At 58.5% G+C, this 19,579-nt stretch carries 19 protein-coding genes; 6 read left to right on the top strand and 13 right to left on the bottom strand.

What is annotated here, in order from left to right:
• Positions 1-181: 181 nt before the first annotated feature.
• The 8 genes from DWV57_RS01115 to DWV57_RS01080 form a co-directional block, all read right to left on the bottom strand.
• Positions 182-2,485, bottom strand: coding sequence for a penicillin-binding transpeptidase domain-containing protein (locus DWV57_RS01115; RefSeq protein WP_120019673.1), 2,304 nt, complete (start codon positions 2,483-2,485; stop codon positions 182-184).
• 19 nt (positions 2,486-2,504) lie between these two features.
• Positions 2,505-3,038 (bottom strand): rod shape-determining protein MreD, encoded by a 534-nt coding sequence (mreD, locus tag DWV57_RS01110; RefSeq protein WP_120019672.1) that lies wholly within the window; start codon positions 3,036-3,038, stop codon positions 2,505-2,507.
• A 14-nt stretch (positions 3,039-3,052) separates the two neighbouring features.
• Positions 3,053-3,883 (bottom strand): rod shape-determining protein MreC, encoded by an 831-nt coding sequence (gene mreC / locus DWV57_RS01105; RefSeq protein ID WP_243089058.1) that lies wholly within the window; start codon positions 3,881-3,883, stop codon positions 3,053-3,055.
• A 149-nt stretch (positions 3,884-4,032) separates the two neighbouring features.
• On the bottom strand, positions 4,033-5,055 hold the full coding sequence (locus DWV57_RS01100; RefSeq protein ID WP_005939954.1) for a rod shape-determining protein: 1,023 nt from the start codon (positions 5,053-5,055) through the stop codon (positions 4,033-4,035).
• A 160-nt stretch (positions 5,056-5,215) separates the two neighbouring features.
• A complete protein-coding gene (locus DWV57_RS01095) occupies positions 5,216-5,773 on the bottom strand; it encodes a Maf family protein (protein ID WP_120019671.1) in 558 nt (185 codons plus the stop codon).
• A 6-nt stretch (positions 5,774-5,779) separates the two neighbouring features.
• Entirely contained in the window at positions 5,780-6,226 is a 447-nt protein-coding gene (dut, locus tag DWV57_RS01090; protein WP_005939948.1) for a dUTP diphosphatase, read from the bottom strand.
• A gap of 77 nt (positions 6,227-6,303) precedes the next feature.
• Positions 6,304-8,379 carry a U32 family peptidase gene (locus DWV57_RS01085; RefSeq protein ID WP_120019670.1) on the bottom strand — a complete coding sequence of 692 codons (2,076 nt, stop codon included), beginning with the start codon at positions 8,377-8,379 and terminating at the stop codon, positions 6,304-6,306.
• 25 nt (positions 8,380-8,404) lie between these two features.
• Positions 8,405-8,836 carry a cell division protein ZapA gene (locus tag DWV57_RS01080; protein WP_120019669.1) on the bottom strand — a complete coding sequence of 144 codons (432 nt, stop codon included), beginning with the start codon at positions 8,834-8,836 and terminating at the stop codon, positions 8,405-8,407.
• Between the two features lie 426 nt (positions 8,837-9,262).
• On the opposite strand from DWV57_RS01080, the gene DWV57_RS01075 reads away from it, so the two are divergent.
• From DWV57_RS01075 to DWV57_RS01045, 6 genes are all read left to right on the top strand, one after another.
• Positions 9,263-11,668, top strand: coding sequence for a glycogen/starch/alpha-glucan phosphorylase (locus tag DWV57_RS01075; RefSeq protein WP_120019668.1), 2,406 nt, complete (start codon positions 9,263-9,265; stop codon positions 11,666-11,668).
• A gap of 75 nt (positions 11,669-11,743) precedes the next feature.
• Positions 11,744-13,600, top strand: a complete 1,857-nt coding sequence (locus tag DWV57_RS01070) for a glycoside hydrolase family 13 protein (protein ID WP_120019667.1) — start codon at positions 11,744-11,746, stop codon at positions 13,598-13,600.
• A gap of 257 nt (positions 13,601-13,857) precedes the next feature.
• Entirely contained in the window at positions 13,858-14,307 is a 450-nt protein-coding gene (locus DWV57_RS01060) for an NfeD family protein (protein WP_120019665.1), read from the top strand.
• 50 nt (positions 14,308-14,357) lie between these two features.
• Positions 14,358-15,263 (top strand): SPFH domain-containing protein, encoded by a 906-nt coding sequence (locus DWV57_RS01055; protein ID WP_005939926.1) that lies wholly within the window; start codon positions 14,358-14,360, stop codon positions 15,261-15,263.
• Between the two features lie 179 nt (positions 15,264-15,442).
• Entirely contained in the window at positions 15,443-15,922 is a 480-nt protein-coding gene (locus DWV57_RS01050; RefSeq protein WP_120019664.1) for a YhcH/YjgK/YiaL family protein, read from the top strand.
• A 19-nt stretch (positions 15,923-15,941) separates the two neighbouring features.
• A complete protein-coding gene (locus tag DWV57_RS01045; RefSeq protein WP_120019663.1) occupies positions 15,942-16,181 on the top strand; it encodes a hypothetical protein in 240 nt (79 codons plus the stop codon).
• A gap of 60 nt (positions 16,182-16,241) precedes the next feature.
• On the opposite strand, the gene DWV57_RS14375 is transcribed toward DWV57_RS01045, so the two are convergent.
• The 5 genes from DWV57_RS14375 to DWV57_RS01025 all read right to left on the bottom strand — a co-directional run bounded on the left by DWV57_RS14375 (position 16,242) and on the right by DWV57_RS01025 (position 19,579).
• Positions 16,242-16,400, bottom strand: coding sequence for a hypothetical protein (locus DWV57_RS14375; RefSeq protein WP_005939916.1), 159 nt, complete (start codon positions 16,398-16,400; stop codon positions 16,242-16,244).
• A 1-nt stretch (position 16,401) separates the two neighbouring features.
• On the bottom strand, positions 16,402-17,043 hold the full coding sequence (locus DWV57_RS01040; protein ID WP_120019662.1) for an ABC-2 transporter permease: 642 nt from the start codon (positions 17,041-17,043) through the stop codon (positions 16,402-16,404).
• On the bottom strand, positions 17,040-17,885 hold the full coding sequence (locus DWV57_RS01035) for an ABC transporter ATP-binding protein (protein ID WP_120019661.1): 846 nt from the start codon (positions 17,883-17,885) through the stop codon (positions 17,040-17,042). The genes DWV57_RS01040 and DWV57_RS01035 overlap by 4 nt, the downstream gene beginning before the upstream one ends.
• A gap of 2 nt (positions 17,886-17,887) precedes the next feature.
• Positions 17,888-18,259 (bottom strand): GntR family transcriptional regulator, encoded by a 372-nt coding sequence (locus tag DWV57_RS01030; protein WP_005939906.1) that lies wholly within the window; start codon positions 18,257-18,259, stop codon positions 17,888-17,890.
• Between the two features lie 132 nt (positions 18,260-18,391).
• Positions 18,392-19,579 carry an LL-diaminopimelate aminotransferase gene (locus DWV57_RS01025; protein WP_097774778.1) on the bottom strand — a complete coding sequence of 396 codons (1,188 nt, stop codon included), beginning with the start codon at positions 19,577-19,579 and terminating at the stop codon, positions 18,392-18,394.

Below are 19,579 nucleotides of genomic sequence, written 5' to 3'. Positions count from 1 at the left end.
CTCTTCCTAAACGATTGGAACGCTTTTTCAAAAAAGTCCTTTGCTTGAAATGATATCACAAAATCCAATCTTTTACAACTGGTTTTTATACAAAATATTCAATTTTGTTTTCTTTTCCAGTCCCATGTGGTTCAAACCGACGCTGCAGCGCCCTTCCGTCTGTCCGTTTTGTCTCCCGTTTTCAGTTCTCCGGCGCAATGGCATCGGGGTTCTGCTCGGTGTCTGCGGCGGGCTGCTGCTCGTCCTGCACGGCAGGCTGGGCTTCCCCTTCTGCTGCCGTTTCCGGCGCAGCGGTGTCTGCGGCAGGTGTCATCTGTGCAGGCTGGGCTGCGGCATTGCCGGTGGTCTGGCCTGCAGCGGCCTGAGCTGGGTCAGTGGTCTGCGCCTGATCTTCCTGCTGGGCCTGCTCGGCTTCCTTTTCCGCTTCAGCCTGCTGGGCAAGGCTGCCATCCTTCAGGGCAAAATAGGCATTTGCAATGTCCACCACCAGATCACCGGTACGGGCACCATAGCCGCCGTACTCAATGCTAATGCCAATGGCGATCTGCGGATCATCCGCCGGGAGGTAAGCCACCATCATGGCGTTCAGATAGTGCTTACCGGGCGCATAGGTCTCGCTGCGCTGAGGTGTACCGGTCTTGCAGGCGATCGGCACCGGATAGCTGGAAATTTTGCCGCTGATGGTGCTGGGCACCTGCTTCATGCCCTGCCGCACCAGCTCAAAGGTGTTGCCGGTGCCTTCGATCACATCCATGACCTCGGGCTTGGTCTCGCTGAGCACCTCGCCGGTGTTGGTGTCCAGAATGGCCTTGACGAAATGGGTGCGGTAACGGGTGCCGTTGTTGGCCAGCGTTGCCGCGTAGGTAGCCAGCTGGATGGGCGAGACCACCGTGTTGCCCTGACCGATGGCGGCCTGCACATCCAGCGATGCCGTATAGTTGGAGTCGCTCTTGGTGGTCAGACGGCCCACGGCCTCGCTCACCTCCACACCGGTGCGCTGGCCAAGACCCAGCTTGTAGGCATAGGCATCGTACACATCGCTGGTCAGGCGGCGGCCAACATCATAGAAGAAGATGTTGCAGCTCCACTTGATGGCCGTTACCACATCAATGTTGCCGCTGTGGCCATGGCGGGTACAGCGGGGGTGGTAATCCTTGAAGTAGTTGTACACGCCGTTGCAGTAAACGGTAGAATACTGGTTGATGAGGCCGCTGTCCAGTGCAGCCACCGCCACGGCGGGCTTGAAGGTAGAACCCGGCGTATACAGGCCCTGCAGTGCGCGGTTGAACAGCGGCAGGCTCGGGTCGGAGCTGTACTCGCTATAGTTGGCGGCATACAGGTTCTGGTCATAGCTGGGATAGTTGGAAGCAGCCAGCACACTGCCGTCCTTCACGTCCAGAACCACCACCGCACCGGCGGCAGCTTTCATGGTGCCGGTATTGTACACGCGGTTGATCATATCAATGTTGTCCGCCAGTGCCTTGTCCACGGCACGCTGGAAGTTGCTGTCAATGGTCAGCTGCACGGTATGGCCCGGCTCCGGAACAGTGGTGAGCTTTGTATCCACGATCACGCCGTCCGAATTGCGGGTGATGGTCTTCACGCCGTCCTTGCCGCGCAGCTCGTCCTCAAAAACGGATTCCAGACCGGAAATGCCCAGAACATCGTTCATGTTATAGCCTTTTTCCCGCAGCGGATAGGTCACCTGACCGTTGGGATCGGTCACCTTCCACTTTTCCGCCGTGATCTTGCCCACACGGCCCAGCACCGCCGGGATGATATCGCTCTGGTCGTAGCTGCGAGCGCTGGTCTCCACGATCTCCACACCCGGCAGCTGCAGGCTGTGCTCCTTGATGGTGGCCACCGTTGCTGCACTGACGTTTTCTGCCATGACAAAGTTGTTCACATTGGAGAACGCCTGCCGGTCCATCTCGTAGTGGATGCCGGCCAGCACACGCTGCCATTCCGGCGAAAAATCCTGCAGATCGTTCTTTTCCACCAGCATTTCCATTACATCGTTGGCGGTGGCGTACTGCTGCAGACCAAGCGTTTCCTTCATGTCTGCCAGCTGCTTCTGGTCGCTGGTGGACGTGTCATCGTCCGTAAAGGCGTAATTGCCTGCTGCGTCCGCCTGACCGATCAGCAGCGTATCGTTCCAGCTCTCGCCATTCGCACGCAGCAGCTCCACGATCTGCTGCAGCATGGTGTCCAGATCCCGGTCGCCCATCAGCAGTTTGTTGAGGACCACATTGTAGCTGGTGGTTGTGGTGGCAATGCGCCGCCCGGCGCTGTCCACGATATCGCCGCGGGCCGCCGTGACCGTAAAGTTGTAGTCGGTGGTGTTGGTGGCCTTGGCCTTAAAATCGTCGCCGTTGACCAGCTGCAGAAAGATCAGCCGCATCACGTACAGGCCCATGATAACACATGCCACTGCAATGAGCAGGATCATCCGGTGCACAACGGTTTTTCGTTCGTTTTGGTTCATCCGCGTTTCCTCCGGCGGTTCAGACTACGCCGTTGTCGATTTTGAATGCGCTGTAAATGTGCCGCACCAGACTGAACAGCATCAGCGACGGCACCAGCGTCATCATGGCCGAAGGCAGCACAAAGGTCAGCCAGCGGCTCAGCGCCCAGCTGTAACCGGGCATGTAGTAGAAGAACAGCCAGTCCAGCGAGAGCACCACAAGGGCCGTGCCGGTGCTGATGAGCGCAAAGTTCCATGTGCTGCCCTGCAGATACACCTGAACCAGCACCGAAAGCGCAAAGCAGAGCAACAGCAGTTCCAGCGCCAGCATACCCACGGTGCGCCCGGCAGTGTAGTCCCACAAAAGGCCGCTCACGGCACCAAACAGCGCACCTGCAAACTCGCCTTCATACACGGCCACAGCCAGACACAGCGGCAGAATGAACAGCGGCTTTGCCTGCCCCAGCTGGAACAGGCCGGGGGTCGTCTGCAGTGCCGCGCACACAAACAGTGCCACCGCGTAGCAGACCCATTTCAGGATCTGGCTGCGGCTGCGCATGCGGCGTGATTCCATACAAATGCGCCCCCTTAATAGTCGGTAATAACGAATACGTGCTTGACCGTGCGCGGGTCTGCACCCGGGCGCACCACTGCAATGGAAGATTTGCCGCTGACTTCCGGCTCCACCTTCTGCACGGTTCCCACCAGCAGATCCGGCGGGAACACTCCGCCAAGACCGGTGGTAATCACCTGATCGCTCATCTTCGTCTCAGTGGCGCGTTCCAGATTGGTCAGCACGCACAGGCCGTCACCGGCATAATCGGTGCTGCCATTGATAATGCCGTTTTCCCGCGTGCGGGATACCACGCCCGCAGCGCTGAAGCTGGGATGCAGAATGGTCATCACTTTGCAGCTGGTGGTGTCGGCTTCCACCACCATGCCGATCAGATAGCCCTTATCGCTGATCACGGCATCGTTCACGGCTGCGCCGTTCACCGTGCCGCAGTCCAGCGTAAAGCCTCCGAACTCATCCAGTGGGTCGCGGCCGATCACAAAGGCAGAAATATAGCTTGCTTCGGTGTTAGAATCCTGAATGCGGGCCAGTGCCTTGTAGGCTTCGTTCTCCGCCTTGATGCGGTCGTAGTCCACCATCTGCTGGCGAAGCTCGGCATTCTCCGCTTCCAGCTGTTCGTTCTGTTCCATGACTTCATCGATGCTGGTGTATTTTTCCCACACCGAGCCAATGCCGCCGCTCAGTGCCGATGTGACCTTCTGGAGCGGCATCAGCACCACGCCCAGCAGCTCCTGCGGGGCAGCGGTCAGCCGTCCGTTGGCACCGGCATAGGCCATGATGCCCACCAGAAACACCGCCACGGCTACCAGTATTTTAAATTTCCATGTGTCAAAAAAATCCTTCAAGGGAGTACCCTCCTGTTTCGGGTGGATGCCATGCCATAAGAAAAGCGCGGACAGCCCTGCCATCCGCGCAAGAGACATTGTTTGCAGCGGAAATCAGCGCAGACGTTGCGCAAAAGAGCCTTTTTCCGCAAGTGTGGGCCTTGCCCGTGTTACATGTGGCCGCCGTCGGTGTCCAGCACGTCATGCAGGACATCCACATGATCCAGCACCGCACCGGCACCCTTGGCCACGCAGTCCAGCGGGTCTTCCGCAATGTGTACGTCGATGCCGGTCTCGCTCTGGATCAACTGATCCAGACCGCGCAGCAGTGCGCCGCCGCCGGTCAGAGTGATGCCGCGGTCGATGATATCCGCACTCAGCTCCGGCGGGGTGCGCTCCAGCGTTTCCTTGATGGCGCTGGTGATCTTGACCAGGCATTCAAGCAGAGCTTCGCGCACATCCTCCGAGTGGACGACGATGTTCTTGGGCAGGCCGTCCACGAGGTTACGGCCCTTGATCTCCATGGTCATTTCGGGGTCCAGCGCATAGGCGGAGCCGATCTCGATCTTGATCTGCTCTGCGGTGCGCTCACCGATCAGCAGGTTGTACTTGCGCTTGATGAAGGCGATGATGGCCTGATCGAACATATCACCTGCCATGCGCACGCTGCGGGAGGCCACGATGCCGCCCAGAGAGATCACAGCGATCTCAGCCGTGCCGCCGCCGATATCCACGATCATGCTGCCGGTAGGCTCGCTGATGGGCAGGCCCGCACCGATGGCTGCCGCCATGGGTTCCTCAATGACGGACACCTGACGGGCACCGGCCTTCAGGGTAGCTTCGCGCACAGCGCGGCGCTCCACCTCGGTAACGCCGGACGGGATGCAGATGACCACGCGGGGGCGGGAGAACATGCTGTTGCCGCATGCCTTCTTGAGGAAATTTTCCAGCATGTTGGTGGTGATGTCAAAGTCAGCGATCACGCCATCCTTCAGCGGACGCACAGCCACGATGCTGCCGGGGGTACGGCCAATGACAGCCTTTGCCTCGGCACCCACACAGCGCACCTCGTCGGTCTTGGTATCCACAGCCACGACCGAAGGCTCCCGCATGATGATGCCCTTGCCCTTCATATATACCAGAGTATTTGCGGTACCCAGATCGATACCTACATCTTTAGAAAACAGGCCCATTGTAAAAATTCTCCTTATGCTTCCCATTTTATCTATAGCGCCAGAACATCCGGCAGCCCTTTTGTGCCGCCTTTGCGCAGAATAACACGGTTCTATTATAGCCGCAAGGCAATGATTTCTCAAGCGTTTGCGCAAGTTTTCTTCGTTTTTTCCAGTTTTATCACACAAAATGTGCCAGCAGCTGTACGGTGCGGCTCACCGGCAGACCCATGATGGTGTAGTAGTCGCCCTCAATACGGTCCAGCCAGAGGGCCGCCCGTCCCTGAATGGCATAGGCACCGGCTTTATCGTAGGGTTCGGCGGTGGAAGCGTAGAAGTCGATCTCCTCTTCACCCAGCGGGAAGAAGGTAACGCGGCAGCTGTCCACAAAGCTTTCAGTGCGCGCACCGTCCGAGATGCACACGCCGGTGTGCACCTCGTGGGTGGCACCGGAAAGGGCGCGCAGCATCCGCTTTGCGTCCTCTTCGCTGTGGGGCTTGCCGAATACTTCACCGTTCACATCCACCACGGTGTCGCAGCCGATGACCACAGCGCCCGGATGCTGGGCCGAAACAGCAAGGCACTTGCCCCGGGCCAGCTGTTCCACCAGATGGGCAGGCGTAGCGGCCTGCACCGTACTTTCGTTAAAGTCGCTGACGCAGACGGTGAAATTGGTGGTATATAAGGAGAGCAGCTCCCGCCTGCGCGGGCTGCCGGAAGCTAAGATCAGGTTCATGATTCCATCTCACTTTCCGGTAGAGCCAAAGCCGCCCTCGCCACGCTGGGTATCGCCCAGCTCTTCGGCAGGCACAAAGGCAGCGGTGTACACCGGTGCAATGCACAGCTGGGCCACACGCTCACCGGGCTGAATGGTGTAGGCTTCCCTGCCCAGATTGACCATGGGCACCTTCAGCTCGCCGCGGTAATCGCTGTCCACCACGCCCACGCCGTTGGCCATGCACAGGCCGTGCTTGATGGAAAGGCCGCTGCGTGCGTACACCAGTGCCACGCTGTGGGGGCCGGGCAGCTCGATGGCAAGGCCGGTGGGCACCAGTGCCCGCTCCATGGGGGCAAGGGTGAGCGGCGCGTCCAGTACGGCGCACAGGTCGGCGGCAGCAGAGCCGGGGGTTGCGTAAGAGGGCACCTTGGCACGGGTGTCCAATACCTTATATTTTACTGTGATGGGTTCCATAGTATACCTCGTTTTGATTTTATAGCAACTCCTTCAGGGAGGGAGCTGGCATTGCGTCAGCAATGACGGAAGGAGTTTCAGTTCGTACCTTTAAAATACAACCCACGGGTAAAATCACCTTCAAAGGGTGCATGGGTGCGGATCATCTCCAGAATTTTGGCCGCTTCCTCCCGGCTTTCCAGCGTGAAGTAAGCCACACCGTAGTCCACCGTCAAAGCGCCCGGCTTATCCCCCATATAAATAGGTACAGGGTTATAGATGGTGCGCACACCAAGGCCGCACCGCACTGGGAACTTCTTGGCCTTGCGGTCGGTCAGCACGCCGGTCTTGTCGCAGTGGGCGCAGTCGTGGATGTTCTGCAGCGGGCAGGCACGGGTGATCATCAGCGGCATATGGCCGTACACCAGCACGCCGGTGGGCACCGGCCTGCCGTTATGGGTGGGCGCAATGGTGCTGATGTCGCTGTCCTTCACCTCGGGCAGGATAAGCATGGAGCCAAGGCCGTTGTCCGCGTAGAACTGCGCGGCCAGCTGGTTCGTGATGTTCAGGCCAAAGCTTCCGCTCATGGGCAGGCCCCGGCACAGGCGCAGGTGGGCGATATTGCTCACCTCATAGCCTGCAAAACCGGCGTCCTGCGTGGCCGCGATGCGGCGGGCGGTATCCTCTTCCAGCTTGCCAAACATGACCCGGGGCAGTTCCAAAAGGGTCTTTGCCCGCCATTCCCGGGGCACGCGGTCGGCCTGCGCAATGGGCAGGATGAGATACTCGATGCCGTCAAGCGCCCGCTCCGGCACCTGCTCCCAGCTCTCAAACCGGGCACGCAGGGTACGGTGGGGCGGCAGGGTGCGCAGCGGCAGGGCAGGCACATGCTCCTCGGTGGTGGGCCACGGGCGCAGCACTTCCCGCTTTTTGAGCAGGGCATCCAGCGCTTCACGGCGCAGCTCGTTCACCGCACCGCCCGGGATAAACCACGTCCCGCCGTCCATTTCCACGGTGATATCCTGATCTTCCACCGCAAAAGGCGTGCCGCCGGTCTTGGCAAGGCTGCGGTGCAGGCTTTCGGTGGGATCCGTACGGGCAGGCTGCGGCTCTGCATCCCCATAGGCAAAGGCCTTGCTGCCGTCTGCATCGGTGACAGTGAGCTTTTCGCCACCCTCTTCAATTTCCAGCTTCATCTTTACCGGCACGCGGCTGCGCTCACGGCGGTAAAGCTCCCGCAGCATGGGCAGGGTCTTTTTGGTCTGTTCTGCATCTGCTTCGCTGCGCACGCCGAACATGGTGCCGTCGATCTTTCCATCCAGATAGCCGGAGGTGAAGCCGGAACGGCTGAAAGCATTCTTCAACAGGTCGCGGTCGTAGGCGCGGCCCTCGCGGCCTGCCAGACAGGCGCTGACTGCCGCCGCCACATACTCCGGCGTGCGCAGACGGCCCTCGATTTTTGCCGATGCCACGCCAAGCGCCTGCAGCTTGTCCAGCTTATCAATGACCGAATTATCCTTTAAGGACAGGTGGTGCAGGCGGCCCGGCTTGCCCTCCGGCAGGGCATTTGCCTCAAACGGCAGGCGGCACGGGCCGGCACAGGAACCGCGGTTGCCGCTGCGTCCGCCCAGAAAGGCCGACATGTAGCACTGGCCGCTGACGCACATGCACAGCGCGCCGTGCACGAAGCACTCGGTCTCGATGCCGCAGTGCTTTGTGATATACTCCACCTCGGGCATGCTCAGCTCACGGGCCAGCACCACGCGGGTGAAGCCCAGCTCCTTGAGCTCCAGCGCACCCTGCAGGCTGTGCACGCTCATCTGGGTGGAGCCGTGGCGCGGCAGCTGCGGTGCAATTTTACCGATCAGCGTTGCCACTGCCAGATCCTGACAGATGACCGCATCGGCACCGCTGGCTGCAACGGCACGGATGGCCTGTTCCAGCGCGGGCAGTTCGCCGCCATAGACGGTGGTGTTCAGCGCCACATGCACAGCCACGCCCCGCGCATGGCAGAAGGAGACCGCATCTTTCAGCGTATCCGCGTTAAAATTGTCGGCACTGGTGCGGGCATTGAAACCCGAAAAACCCAGATACACTGCGTCGGCACCGCTGAACACAGCGGCACGCAGCATTTCTTTGTTGCCCACCGGGGCAAGGATCTCGATCTTTGACATACTTCTCCTTTATCCTGTAAACGGCTTATTCTGCCTTGTCCGCTTCGCCCTCTGCAAGAGACTGCTGTGCCGCCTGCTGGGCGCGCTCCTCGCGCCGGACTTCCTTATTGCGCATCTTTTCCAGCTGTTCGCGCAGGGCGGCAGCTTCCCGCCGCAGCACCTCATTCTCTGCTTTGACCTTATCTTCCGCCAGCTTTGCGCGGGTGGCATCCGCAATGTAATCCTGGATCTGGCTGCGCATATTCTCAGCACTGCCGGTGCTCTTGCGGTATTCGTCCAGATAATCCATGGCGCAGAACACCGCCGCCTTCGTCACCGAAAGATTCGCATTGTCGTCCAAAAGCTTGGTGATGTCTTCATCCAGCTTTTTCGCCAGCGACAAAATATATTTTTCCGGGTCCGTCGTAGCAATGGCATACGGCGTACCTGCAATGTTCACCCGTACCTTGTTGACCATATCTGTTTCCCCTTTTTATCCTTTTCTGCCCGCAGCGGGCAGTGATCTTCTGATTTTTGCCGGGAAACGGCACCGTTCCCGGTACCGTTTTGGTGTCTTGTCACCCGCCGGGCGAGTTACCCGGCACATTTCTCCCGGAGTTTGTCCCCGAAAATGTTTCGGAACACAGCTTTCTTTCTCTATTATAATATAAATAAGCATCAAGAAAAAGTGTATTTTTTGAAATTTTGGCATATTTATCAGAAAGTTCAATAAAAAAATGTCAGTTACGGAAAAAATGCCCTGATTCCTTGCATTTGTCATTCTGCCATATTATAATATCTTTGTCATGTTGGCGGCAGAGCAAGTGAGGGAAAGTGCCTGCAGGCGCCAATTATTTCAATTATTTTAGCAAAGCTGAAAACTTATGCGGATAGGAGTACCTTTATGACATCGAAAGAATTCGGTAAACTTCTTCAGGACAAGCTCACCAGCGAGTACGGCGTGGAGCTGAGCGTTGCTTCCAACCAGCAGATCTACCGCTCTCTGGCTCTGATCTGCCGCCAGATGATGAGTGAGAACCACAAGAAGTTCCAGTCCAAGGCCATTGGCACCGGCACCAAGCAGGTGTATTACCTGTGCATGGAGTTCCTGATGGGCCGCAGCCTGAAGACCAGCCTGCTGAACCTGGGTCTGGACGAGGTGGCAAAAAAGGCCCTGTCCGACGCTGATATCAGCATTGACAGCATCTTTGAGGAAGAGCCGGATGCAGGTCTGGGCAACGGCGGTCTGGGCCGTCTGGCTGCCTGCTATCTGGACGGCATGGCCACCACCGGCATCTGCGGCACCGGCTACTCCATCCTGTACGAGTACGGCATCTTCAAGCAGAAGATCGTGGACGGCTGGCAGCAGGAGCGTGCCGACAACTGGCTGCCCGGCGGTCAGGTCTGGCTGAAGAGCCACCCCGATCAGGCTGTGGAAGTGCGCTTTGACGGCGAGATCCACGAGAACTGGGACAACGGCTTCCACTATATCCAGCACACCAACTACAACAGCGTCATGGCTGTTCCCTCTGATATGTATGTGCAGGGCTACGACGGCAAGGGCGTTGCAAAGCTGCGCCTGTGGCAGGCAAAGGCCCCGGACTTCGATATGTCCAGCTTCTCTCTGGGCAACTACAACACTGCAATGAGCAAGAACGCCAATGCAGAGCTGATCTCCAAGGTGCTGTACCCCAACGATAACCATGTTGAGGGCAAGATCCTGCGCCTGCGCCAGCAGTACTTCCTGTCTGCCGCATCCATCGGCGATATCGTCCAGAACCACCTGTCCAGCTATGCGACCCTCGAGAACCTGCCCGACAAGGTGGCCATCCAGCTGAACGACACCCACCCCACTCTGGCCATCCCCGAGATGATGCGCATTCTGCTGGATGAGTGCGGCTTTGGCTGGGACAAAGCCTTCAACATCTGCCAGAAGGTCTTCTCCTACACCAACCACACCGTCATGGCTGAGGCTCTGGAAAAGTGGAACGTGGACATCTTCAAGATGACCCTGCCCCGCATCTACCAGATCGTGGTGGAGATGGACCGCCGCGCCCGCGCAGAGCTGGAGAAGGTCTTCCCCGGCGACAAGGGCAAGATCGACTATATGGCACTGATCGGCGACAATCAGGTGCGCATGGCAAACATCTGCGCCTACACCGCCAACAGCATCAACGGCGTGTCCAAGCTGCACAGTGAGATCATCAAGGACAGCGTCTTCCACGATTACTACCTGTTCAAGCCGCAGGCCTTCAAGAACGTGACCAACGGCATCGCTTACCGCCGCTGGCTGCTGGCCTCTAACCCCGGCCTGTGCAAGCTGCTGGACGAGACCATCGGCGACGGCTACAAGCATGATGCTTCCGATCTGTCCAAGCTGAACAAGTTCGAGAACGACAAGACCGTTCTCAAGCGCCTGAACGAGATCAAGCTGGAGAACAAGACCAGCTTTGCCAACTATCTGGCAAAGAGCACCGGTCAGGTCATCGACCCGAACTCCATTTTTGACTGTCAGGTCAAGCGTATGCACGAGTACAAGCGCCAGCACCTGAACGCGCTGAACATCGCTGCCCAGTACCTGTACCTGAAAGAGAACCCCAACGCCGACTTCATCCCCAAGACCTATATCTTCGGTGCAAAGGCTGCTCCCGGCTACTACATGGCAAAGCAGATGATCCGCATGATCTGCAAGCTGGGCGACCTCATCAACAACGACCCCGCTGTGCGCGACAAGCTGCGCGTGGTCTATCTGGAAGAGTACTGCGTCTCTCTGAGCGAACACCTGATGCCCGCTGCCGAGGTCTCTGAGCAGATCTCTCTGGCAGGCACCGAGGCTTCCGGTACCGGCAACATGAAGTTCATGCTGAACGGCGCTATCACTCTGGGCACTCTGGACGGCGCAAACGTGGAGATCGCAGACGCTGCCGGCAAGGAGAACGAGCTGATCTTCGGTATGCTGACCCCCGAGGTGAACAACCTCAAGCAGGTGGGCTACCATCCCAACGCCTTTATCACGGGCGACGACGTGGCCAACTACACCCTGAACTTCCTGGAGCGTGGCTGGAACGGTGAGAACTTCCACGAGGTGACCGAGAACCTGCGCACCAGCGACCCGTACATGGTCATGGCCGACTTCAAGGATTACCGCCGTGCACAGGCCGACCTGCAGAAGCTGTATGGCGACCGTGAGAAGTGGGCACAGATGAGCCTGAAGAACACCGCCAACAGCGGCATCTTCAGCGCCGACCGCGCCGTGCTGGACTACGCACGCGACATCTGGTACGCTTCCCCGGTGCCCATGGGCAAGTAATTTTCCCTTAAAAAATCCATCTGCCCCGGCGGCGTTTGGCCCGCCGGGGCTTTTTTGAGAAAGGACGACCCTGCTTTGTCTTGTCTGTTCAATAGCTATGACCCCTATTTCAAGCAGCCCTTTGGTGCAGTGCGGGCCGGGCAGTCCGTACGCCTGACCCTTTGCATCCCGGAAGAGCTGGGCTATGTCGATCCTCATCTGGTGCTCCAGAAGGAGGGAAAATATGACGTGCCGGTGCACTACCGCATGAAGTTCGACGGCCAGACCCCCCAGCAGAACCACTTTTCCGTGGAGCTGCCGCTGAACGACCCGGGCCTGTACTTCTACTACTTCGACCTCTACACCGACTTCCGCCGCATCTACCGCGGGCCGGACAACTGCGGCGTTGTCAGCTGGCAGGAAGGCGAAAAGTGGCAGATTACCGTCTACGATACCGGTTTCCAGACCCCGGAGTGCATCAAGGGCAAGGTGTTCTATCAGATCTTCCCGGACCGGTTCTGCGAGGGCATTGAGAACAAGCCCATGCCTTTCCCGGACCGGCTGTATCAGGCCGACAAACACGCCGAACCCTTCTGGCAGCCCAACGAGACCGGCGGCCATCTGAACGAGGACTATTTCGGCGGCGATTTGGAAGGCATCCGCATCAAGCTGCCCTACCTGCGAGAGATGGGGGTGGACTACCTTTACCTCAACCCCATCTTTGAGGCACACTCCAACCACCGCTACAACACCGCCGACTATCTCAACGTAGACCCGCTGCTGGGCACCAACGAGGAGTTCGAGGTGCTCTGCCGCGAGGCCGCTAAGTACGGCATTGGCATCGTGCTGGACGGTGTGTTCAGCCACACCGGTTCCGACAGCCGCTATTTCAACCGCGAAGGCCGCTATGGTGACGGCGGTGCTTACCGCGACCCCAACTCCCCCTACCGCAGCTGGTACGATTTTGACCCCAAGTATAAGGGCGGCTACCGCAGCTGGTGGGGCTTCGAGACCCTGCCCGAGGTGAACGAAGAGACCCCCTCCTATGTGGAGTTCATCACCGGCGAGGGCGGTGTCATTGACACATGGCTGCGGCGCGGTGCCGCAGGCTTCCGTCTGGATGTGGCCGACGAGCTGCCGGACGATTTTATTGAAAAGATCCGCGCCGCTGTCAAGCGGGTCAGCCCGGATAAGTTCCTGCTGGGCGAGGTGTGGGAGGATGCCACCACCAAATACGGCTTTGGCCAGCGCCGCACCTACCTGCTGGGCAAGGGGCTGGACAGCGTGATGAATTACCCCTTCAAGAACGCTGTGCTGGACTTTGTAAAGGGTAAGCCCGCCGAGCAGGCCATGGGCGAAATTCTGTCCATCTGTGAGCACTACCCCGCCCCTGCCATGGACACTGCGCTGAACTTTCTCTCCACCCACGACACCGAACGCGCCCTCACCGTCATCGCGGACGAGCCCTCCAATGGCCGTGGCCGCGAGTGGCAGAGCGGCCGCTGTGTGACCGGCGAAGCCTACGAGGAAGGGATGCTGCGCCTGCGCATGGCCTATGCCATCATCTACACGCTGCCCGGCGTGCCCTGCCTGTACTACGGTGATGAGATCGGGATGCAGGGCTACCGCGACCCCTTCAACCGTGCCTTCTTCTGCTGGGACAGCCACGAAAAGCGCCTGAAGCCGGTGCTTGCCCAGCTGGCGCAGCTGCGCCACAGCTGCGAGGCCTTCCGCACCGGTGAGCTGCGGGTGCTGCGGGCGCAGGACGGCATCCTGCACTACCAGCGCGTAGGCGAAGCGGAAACAGCCGAGATCATCGTAAACCGCTCGGAGCACATCATCGTGGAGCCGCTGGCTTCCGGCAAACACACGGAGGTGAACCCCATGGGCTTTACCATCGTGGTGGAGGAGAACGGGCATAACCCGAACCACAGCTATTACGATATCAAGTAAAAGCGATTTGAATGCCCGCCGCGTTCGCTCTGGGCATATTCAGAGGAAATTTTATCTTTTATTTTCGCAACAACGGGCAGCCTGCGGGCCGCCCGTTGTTGCATTTTCACACAAAGGGCCGTATCCGCAAACTACATCTTGCACTGTTTTTCATTTATTTTGTTCTTTATTTCGTTTTCTGTGCAACGTTCCAGTAAAAAACGCTTGACCTTCCACCCGGGGGATACTCTATAATAGGGGCATAAGGAGGGAGAACCATGAATCCTGTTCCATTTCTCTGGCTGGCTGCCGTGGTGGGCTTTTTGCTGTTGGAGGCTTCCACCTTCAGCATGACCTCCGTCTGGTTCGCCGTCGGCGCAGCTGCCGCCCTGCTCACCTGCCTGTTCACGGATTCGTTCCGGGCGCAGGCTCTGGTGTTCATCGTGGTAAGCATTCTGTGCCTGCTGGCGTTCCGGCCGCTGGCTGCAAAGCTGCGCCAGAAAACCACCCCCACCAATGGCGACCGCAACCTTGGCCGGGAGGCCACCGTGCTGACCACGATCACCGCCGACCTGCCGGGTCGTGTGCGGCTGGACGGCGTGGACTGGAATGCCCGCTGCGCCACTCCCGGCGACATTCTCACCCCCGGGCAGCGCTGCCGTGTGACCGAACTGCACAGCACCCTGCTCATCGTGGAGCCCGTATTGACCGAAAGCCGCAGAGCGTGATCTGCGTTCTGCGCTGAAACGTTGCACCCATCTGAAAAAGGAGAACCACTATGGTCATGTTTTTTCTGATCCTCGCGCTGGTCTTTGTCGTCCTGCTGGTGATCATCACCAATATCGTCATCGTGCCCCAGTCCAAGGTGTATGTCGTTGAGCGGCTGGGCAGCTACTCCGACACATGGTCGGCAGGCCTGCACATTAAGATTCCCTTCATCGAGCGCATCGCCAAAAAGGTGAGCCTGAAGGAGCAGGTGGCAGACTTTCCCCCTCAGCCGGTCATCACCCGCGATAACGTTACCATGCAGATCGATACCGTGGTGTTCTTTCAGGTGATGGATGCCAAGCTCTACACCTACGGTGTCAACCAGCCCATTGCGGCAATCGAAAGTCTGTCCGCCACCACCCTGCGCAACATCATCGGCGAAATGGAGCTGGACCACACCCTGACCAGCCGCGATGTCATCAACGGCAAGATCACCGCCATCCTGGATGAAGCCACCGACAAGTGGGGCATCAAGGTGAACCGCGTGGAGGTGAAGAACATCATCCCGCCGCGTGAAATTCAGGAAGCCATGGAGAAACAGATGAAGGCTGAGCGCGAGAAGCGCGCCGTCATCCTGAAAGCCGACGGCGAAAAGCAGGCCGCCATTACCGCCGCTGAGGGCGAAAAGGAAGCCGCCATCCTGCGTGCAGATGCTGTGAAGCAGCAGCGCATTCTGGAAGCCGAGGGCGAAGCACAGGCCATTCTGGCCGTGCAGAAGGCCAACGCCGATGCCATCCGCCTGTTGAACGAGGCCATGCCCAGCGATAAGGTTCTGGCCATCCGCAGTCTGGAAGCTCTGGCCAAGGTGGCCAACGGCAAGGCAACCAAGATCATCATTCCTTCGGAGCTTCAGAATCTGGGCGGCGTGGTGCCCAGCATCAAAGAGCTGATGACCGACCCGAAGGACGCAGAATAAAGAATTTTATAAAGGACAGCTTCCTCGCCCTCTCAGTCTCACTTCGTTCGACAGCTCCCCCAAAGTGGGAGCCCTTGGCAGAATGATAAAGTCTCCGGTTTTGCCAAAGCCTCTCCCTTTGGGAGAGGTGTCACGGAACGTGACGGAGAGGGCGAGGCCGCTTGTGGAGGAGCACCACTATGATCTACGATACCCTGAACAATCTGCCCAACTATCTGGGCGTGAGCGACAACCTCGACACCGTCATTGAGTATATCATGGCGCGGGACATCACCACCCTGCCCGCCGGACGCACCCGCATCGACGGCGAAAAGGCTGTGGTCACTGTGAGCACCGTCACACCGCTGACTTCCGATAAAGCGCTGTTTCAGCGCCACGACAACCACATCACGCTGGAGACCGATCTGGACGGCAGCGAGCTGTTTGAGGTGAGCCTTGCAGAGCTGACCCCGACAAAGCCCACCGACGAAGCCACCGACACCACCGTGGGCACCGCAGGCACCAGCATTGCCGGAATGCTGTGCGAGGGGCGGTTTGCCCTGTATCTGGCCGGAGAGCCCTATAAATCCGGCCTGAAGGCGCAGGGCTGCGGCAAACTGAAGAAAGCCGCGTTCAGCATCGAGCTGGACCCGGACGATGAGGACGAGACCGAGGAATAAGCCGAGAGAGGGCATTTATATGGGATTTTTTGCTGTACTGGCTGCAAGCCTGTTTGCCGTGTTCCTCTTTACCGTGTTCGGCGGCTATTCGCTGCTGCTCTGGTGCCAGCAGTCCCTGCTGATGGTGGTTCCGCCTGCGGTGGTGCTGGCTGTTCTGGTGTGGACGTTCCTGAAAATGGACGACAAGATCACCGCTCTGCAAAAGCGGGTGGAGGAGCTGGAAGACGCACAGAAAAACGCCGAAAAGCCCGAAAAATAAATACAGCGCCGCCCTTGCCAGAGAAGATTCTCCTGCAGGGGCGGCGCTCTTTTTTGCAGCTTACTTTTTATCCTGTGGGTCATCCAATCCTTTGAACATCACCATGCCCAGAATTGCAAAGCTGGCGCCCAGCACAAAACCCACTGTTCCCAGTGTCACGCTGAACAAAACGCCCATGGCAACGCCGAACAGGATGCCCGCGATTTGACTTTTCTTCATTTTACTGCTCTGCCTTTCCGTACCATGCAACGGACAGCCGCCACGAGAGAGCATACAGCGCCAGCGCCGCCGCCAGCACGACAACCAGCACCAACAGCGAACCATGGGCAGGCAGGATGCTGTTCAACAGGATTCCACCGGAGGACACAGCAATGCCCATCAAGCAGGCCAGCACACCGATGCAAAGATAATACACATACCTTGCCTTCTCGTAGCCAAAGCGGTAGGTCAGCGGCAGCAGGATCATGTTGCCCAGCAGGGTCAGCATCGCTACCTGAAGCAGGGTCGCCACGGTGATCTGCACGGTTACCGTACCCCAGAGCAGCTGTGCTGCTGCCAGCGCTGCCATGCTCAGCAGCTCCGACAGTGCCATAGCACCCAAGCCGATCAGGTATTTGCTGCCCACCAGCTGCTCTTTTGTCACCGGCAGGGCGGCACTGTAAGCACTGAACCGGCTGTTCTGGTCGTAGGCCAGCAATGTCATGGGGAATATCCCCAGCAAAAACCCACCGTACAGCATAAAGAAATTAGAGCCTTCCTTCATGCCAAACACTCCCACCAGCATCATGACCACCGCTGCCAGAATGATCACTCTGGTATAGTACCACATCTGATAGACATCCTTTAACAGCAGACCCTTCATTGCACATCTTCCCCTTTCACCATCAACACAAACAATTCCTCAATGCTTACCGGGGCAAGCTCTGCTCCGGCGGGCATTGCATCCCGGCGCACAAGCGCCTCGACTCCGTAGGGGGTGACCCGCTTGCCGTACACCCGCGTATCCAGTGCCGCCAGCTGCGCCGCCGTGCCATGCCACAGGGCGTATTCCTCCCGCAAGGTGTCCTTTTCCTCATAGAGCAGCAGCCTGCCCTTGTGCAGGAAGGCGATGGTATCGCACAGCTTTTCCAAGTCGCTGACGATGTGGGAGGAGATAAGGATAGAGTGGTTTTCGTCCCGGGTAAAGTCCAGCAGCAGGTCGGTCACCTCGTCCCGCACCACCGGATCCAGCCCGTTGGTGGCTTCGTCCAATAGCAGCAGCTTCGGGTGGTGCGCCAGCGCCACGGCAATGCACAGCTTCATCTTCATGCCGGTAGAGTAGTCCTTGTATTGCTTTTTGTCCGGCAGACCGAATTTTTGGCACAGCTCCGCATAGGCGGCAGCGTCCCAGTTGCGGTAGATGCCCGCCATCACCTTGCCCGCCTGCACCGCATTCAGGCACAGGGGAATGCCCTCGCTGCCCAGCACCACGCCGATTTCCTCCTTGCTGCGGACAGAAGCGGTGCGGCTGTCCCTGCCAAGGATGGTCACGGTACCGCCGTCCCGCTGCACCATGTCCAGAATCAATTTGATGGTGGTGCTTTTGCCTGCGCCGTTCTCGCCGATCAGGCCGCAGATGGTGCCGCCGGGCAGTGTCAGATCCAGCGGTCCGAGGGTAAAGTCCTTATAGTGTTTTGTAAGTCCACGCAGTTCCAGTGCGTTCATGTTCAGCCCTCCCACAGCAGTTCCAACATCTCCCGCAGCTCTTCCCTGCTCAGCCCGCAGGATGCGGACAGCTTCACAGCTTCGGTGAGGTGCGCTTCAATTTTTTTCAGGTTCTCTTCCCGCAGCAGCTCGGTGTTTTTAGGGGCTACAAAAAAGCCCTTTGCCGGTACTGCGTAAAGGAAGCCCTCTTTTTCCAGTTCATCGTAGGCACGCTTTGTGGTAATGACGCTGATGCGCAGATCCCGTGCCAGCCCCCGGATGGAGGGCATGGCCTCGTCCGGCTGCAAAGCCCCGCTGATGATCTGCTGCTTGATCTGGTTGTAGATCTGGTCATAGATAGGCGCGCCGCTTTTGTTGTTGATAAACAGTTCCATCGGCTGCTCCTTTGGCTCTTATGTTTTGTCTGTATATGCACAGTATATACAGTAGATACGGATTTGTCAAGAGAATGCGCAAAAAAAATACACCCGCCGTCCAAAACGGACAGCAGGTGCATTTTTTAGGTTTTACAGTGCCTTGATGGCGGTCTTAATGCGCTCGGCGGCCATCTTGGTCTTTTCGGCGTCACCGAAAGCGGTCAGGCGGAAGTAGCCCTCGCCGCACTCGCCGAAGCCCACGCCCGGGGTACCGACCACGCCGCAGTTTTCCAGCAGCCAGTCGAAGAACTCCCAGCTCTTCATGTTACCGGGGCAGCGCAGCCAGATGTAGGGGCTGTTCTTGCCGCCGCAGTACCACACGCCGCACTCGTCCAGAGCGTCTGCGATGACCTTGGCATTCTTGCGGTAGTAGTCCAAATTCTGCTGGATCTCGGCCATGCCGCTCTCGGTGAACACCGCAGCGGCGGCGCGCTGCACCACGTAAGGCACACCGTTGAACTTGGTAGTCTGGCGGCGCAGCCACAGCTTATTGATGTTCATGCCCTCGCGCTCCAGCTCCTTGGGCACCACAGTGTAGCCGCAGCGGGTGCCGGTGAAGCCTGCGATCTTGGAGAAGGAGCAAATTTCAATGGCACACTCGCGTGCACCCTCGATCTCGAAGATGCTGCGGGCGAGGTTCTCGTCGGAGATGAAGCACTCGTATGCAGCATCGTACAGGATGATGGCATCGTTCTTCTTGGCGTAGTCCACCCATGCCTTGAGCTGGTCGCGGGTGTAGGCGGCACCGGTGGGGTTATTGGGGCTGCAGATATAGATGATGTCAGCCTTCACATTCTCATCCGGCATTCCCAGGAAGCCGTTCTCCTGACTGGTGCGGCTGTAGATGATCTTGCGGCCATCGGTCACGTTATCGTCCACGTAGGTGGGATAAACGGGGTCCGGCACCAGCACGGTGTTGTCCACATCGAACAGGCCCAGTACGTTGGCCAGATCGCTCTTTGCACCATCAGAGATGAAAATTTCATCCTCTGCCAGCTGGGTGCCGCGGCCTGCGTAGTAGCCCTGAATGGCCTGTTTGAGGAAGGGGTAGCCCTGCTCTGGGCCATAACCGTGGAAGCCTTCCTTGGTGCCCATCTCATCGGCTGCATCGTGCATGGCCTTGACCACACACTTTGCCAGCGGCTGGGTCACGTCGCCAATGCCCAGACGGATGATCTCCTTCTCCGGGTGTGCCTCCTGATAAGCGGCCACCTTGTGGGCAATGTCCACAAACAGGTAGCTTGCCTTCAGCTCGTTGTAATGCTTGTTCATCTTCAT

It is taken from the genome of Faecalibacterium sp. AF10-46 (assembly GCF_003604105.1).
In the GTDB taxonomy this organism is placed as follows: domain Bacteria; phylum Bacillota; class Clostridia; order Oscillospirales; family Ruminococcaceae; genus Faecalibacterium; species Faecalibacterium taiwanense.
This window is presented reverse-complemented; position numbering and strand designations above follow the sequence as displayed.

Excerpts from the sequence above, each read along its gene's own strand:
- DWV57_RS14375 (WP_005939916.1), bottom strand. The coding sequence starts at position 16,400 with ATGAAGAAAAGTCAAATCGCGGGCATCCTGTTCGGCGTTGCCATGGGC.
- dut (WP_005939948.1), bottom strand. The coding sequence starts at position 6,226 with ATGGAACCCATCACAGTAAAATATAAGGTATTGGACACCCGTGCCAAG.
- DWV57_RS01055 (WP_005939926.1), top strand. The coding sequence starts at position 14,358 with ATGGTCATGTTTTTTCTGATCCTCGCGCTGGTCTTTGTCGTCCTGCTG.
- DWV57_RS01085 (WP_120019670.1), bottom strand. The coding sequence starts at position 8,379 with ATGTCAAAGATCGAGATCCTTGCCCCGGTGGGCAACAAAGAAATGCTG.
- DWV57_RS01035 (WP_120019661.1), bottom strand. The coding sequence starts at position 17,885 with ATGAACGCACTGGAACTGCGTGGACTTACAAAACACTATAAGGACTTT.
- DWV57_RS01050 (WP_120019664.1), top strand. The coding sequence starts at position 15,443 with ATGATCTACGATACCCTGAACAATCTGCCCAACTATCTGGGCGTGAGC.
- DWV57_RS01080 (WP_120019669.1), bottom strand. The coding sequence starts at position 8,836 with ATGGTCAACAAGGTACGGGTGAACATTGCAGGTACGCCGTATGCCATT.
- DWV57_RS01040 (WP_120019662.1), bottom strand. The coding sequence starts at position 17,043 with ATGAAGGGTCTGCTGTTAAAGGATGTCTATCAGATGTGGTACTATACC.
- DWV57_RS01075 (WP_120019668.1), top strand. The coding sequence starts at position 9,263 with ATGACATCGAAAGAATTCGGTAAACTTCTTCAGGACAAGCTCACCAGC.
- mreD (WP_120019672.1), bottom strand. The coding sequence starts at position 3,038 with ATGGAATCACGCCGCATGCGCAGCCGCAGCCAGATCCTGAAATGGGTC.
- DWV57_RS01030 (WP_005939906.1), bottom strand. The coding sequence starts at position 18,259 with ATGGAACTGTTTATCAACAACAAAAGCGGCGCGCCTATCTATGACCAG.
- DWV57_RS01025 (WP_097774778.1), bottom strand. The coding sequence starts at position 19,579 with ATGAAGATGAACAAGCATTACAACGAGCTGAAGGCAAGCTACCTGTTT.
- DWV57_RS01100 (WP_005939954.1), bottom strand. The coding sequence starts at position 5,055 with ATGGGCCTGTTTTCTAAAGATGTAGGTATCGATCTGGGTACCGCAAAT.
- DWV57_RS01115 (WP_120019673.1), bottom strand. The coding sequence starts at position 2,485 with ATGAACCAAAACGAACGAAAAACCGTTGTGCACCGGATGATCCTGCTC.
- DWV57_RS01060 (WP_120019665.1), top strand. The coding sequence starts at position 13,858 with ATGAATCCTGTTCCATTTCTCTGGCTGGCTGCCGTGGTGGGCTTTTTG.
- DWV57_RS01045 (WP_120019663.1), top strand. The coding sequence starts at position 15,942 with ATGGGATTTTTTGCTGTACTGGCTGCAAGCCTGTTTGCCGTGTTCCTC.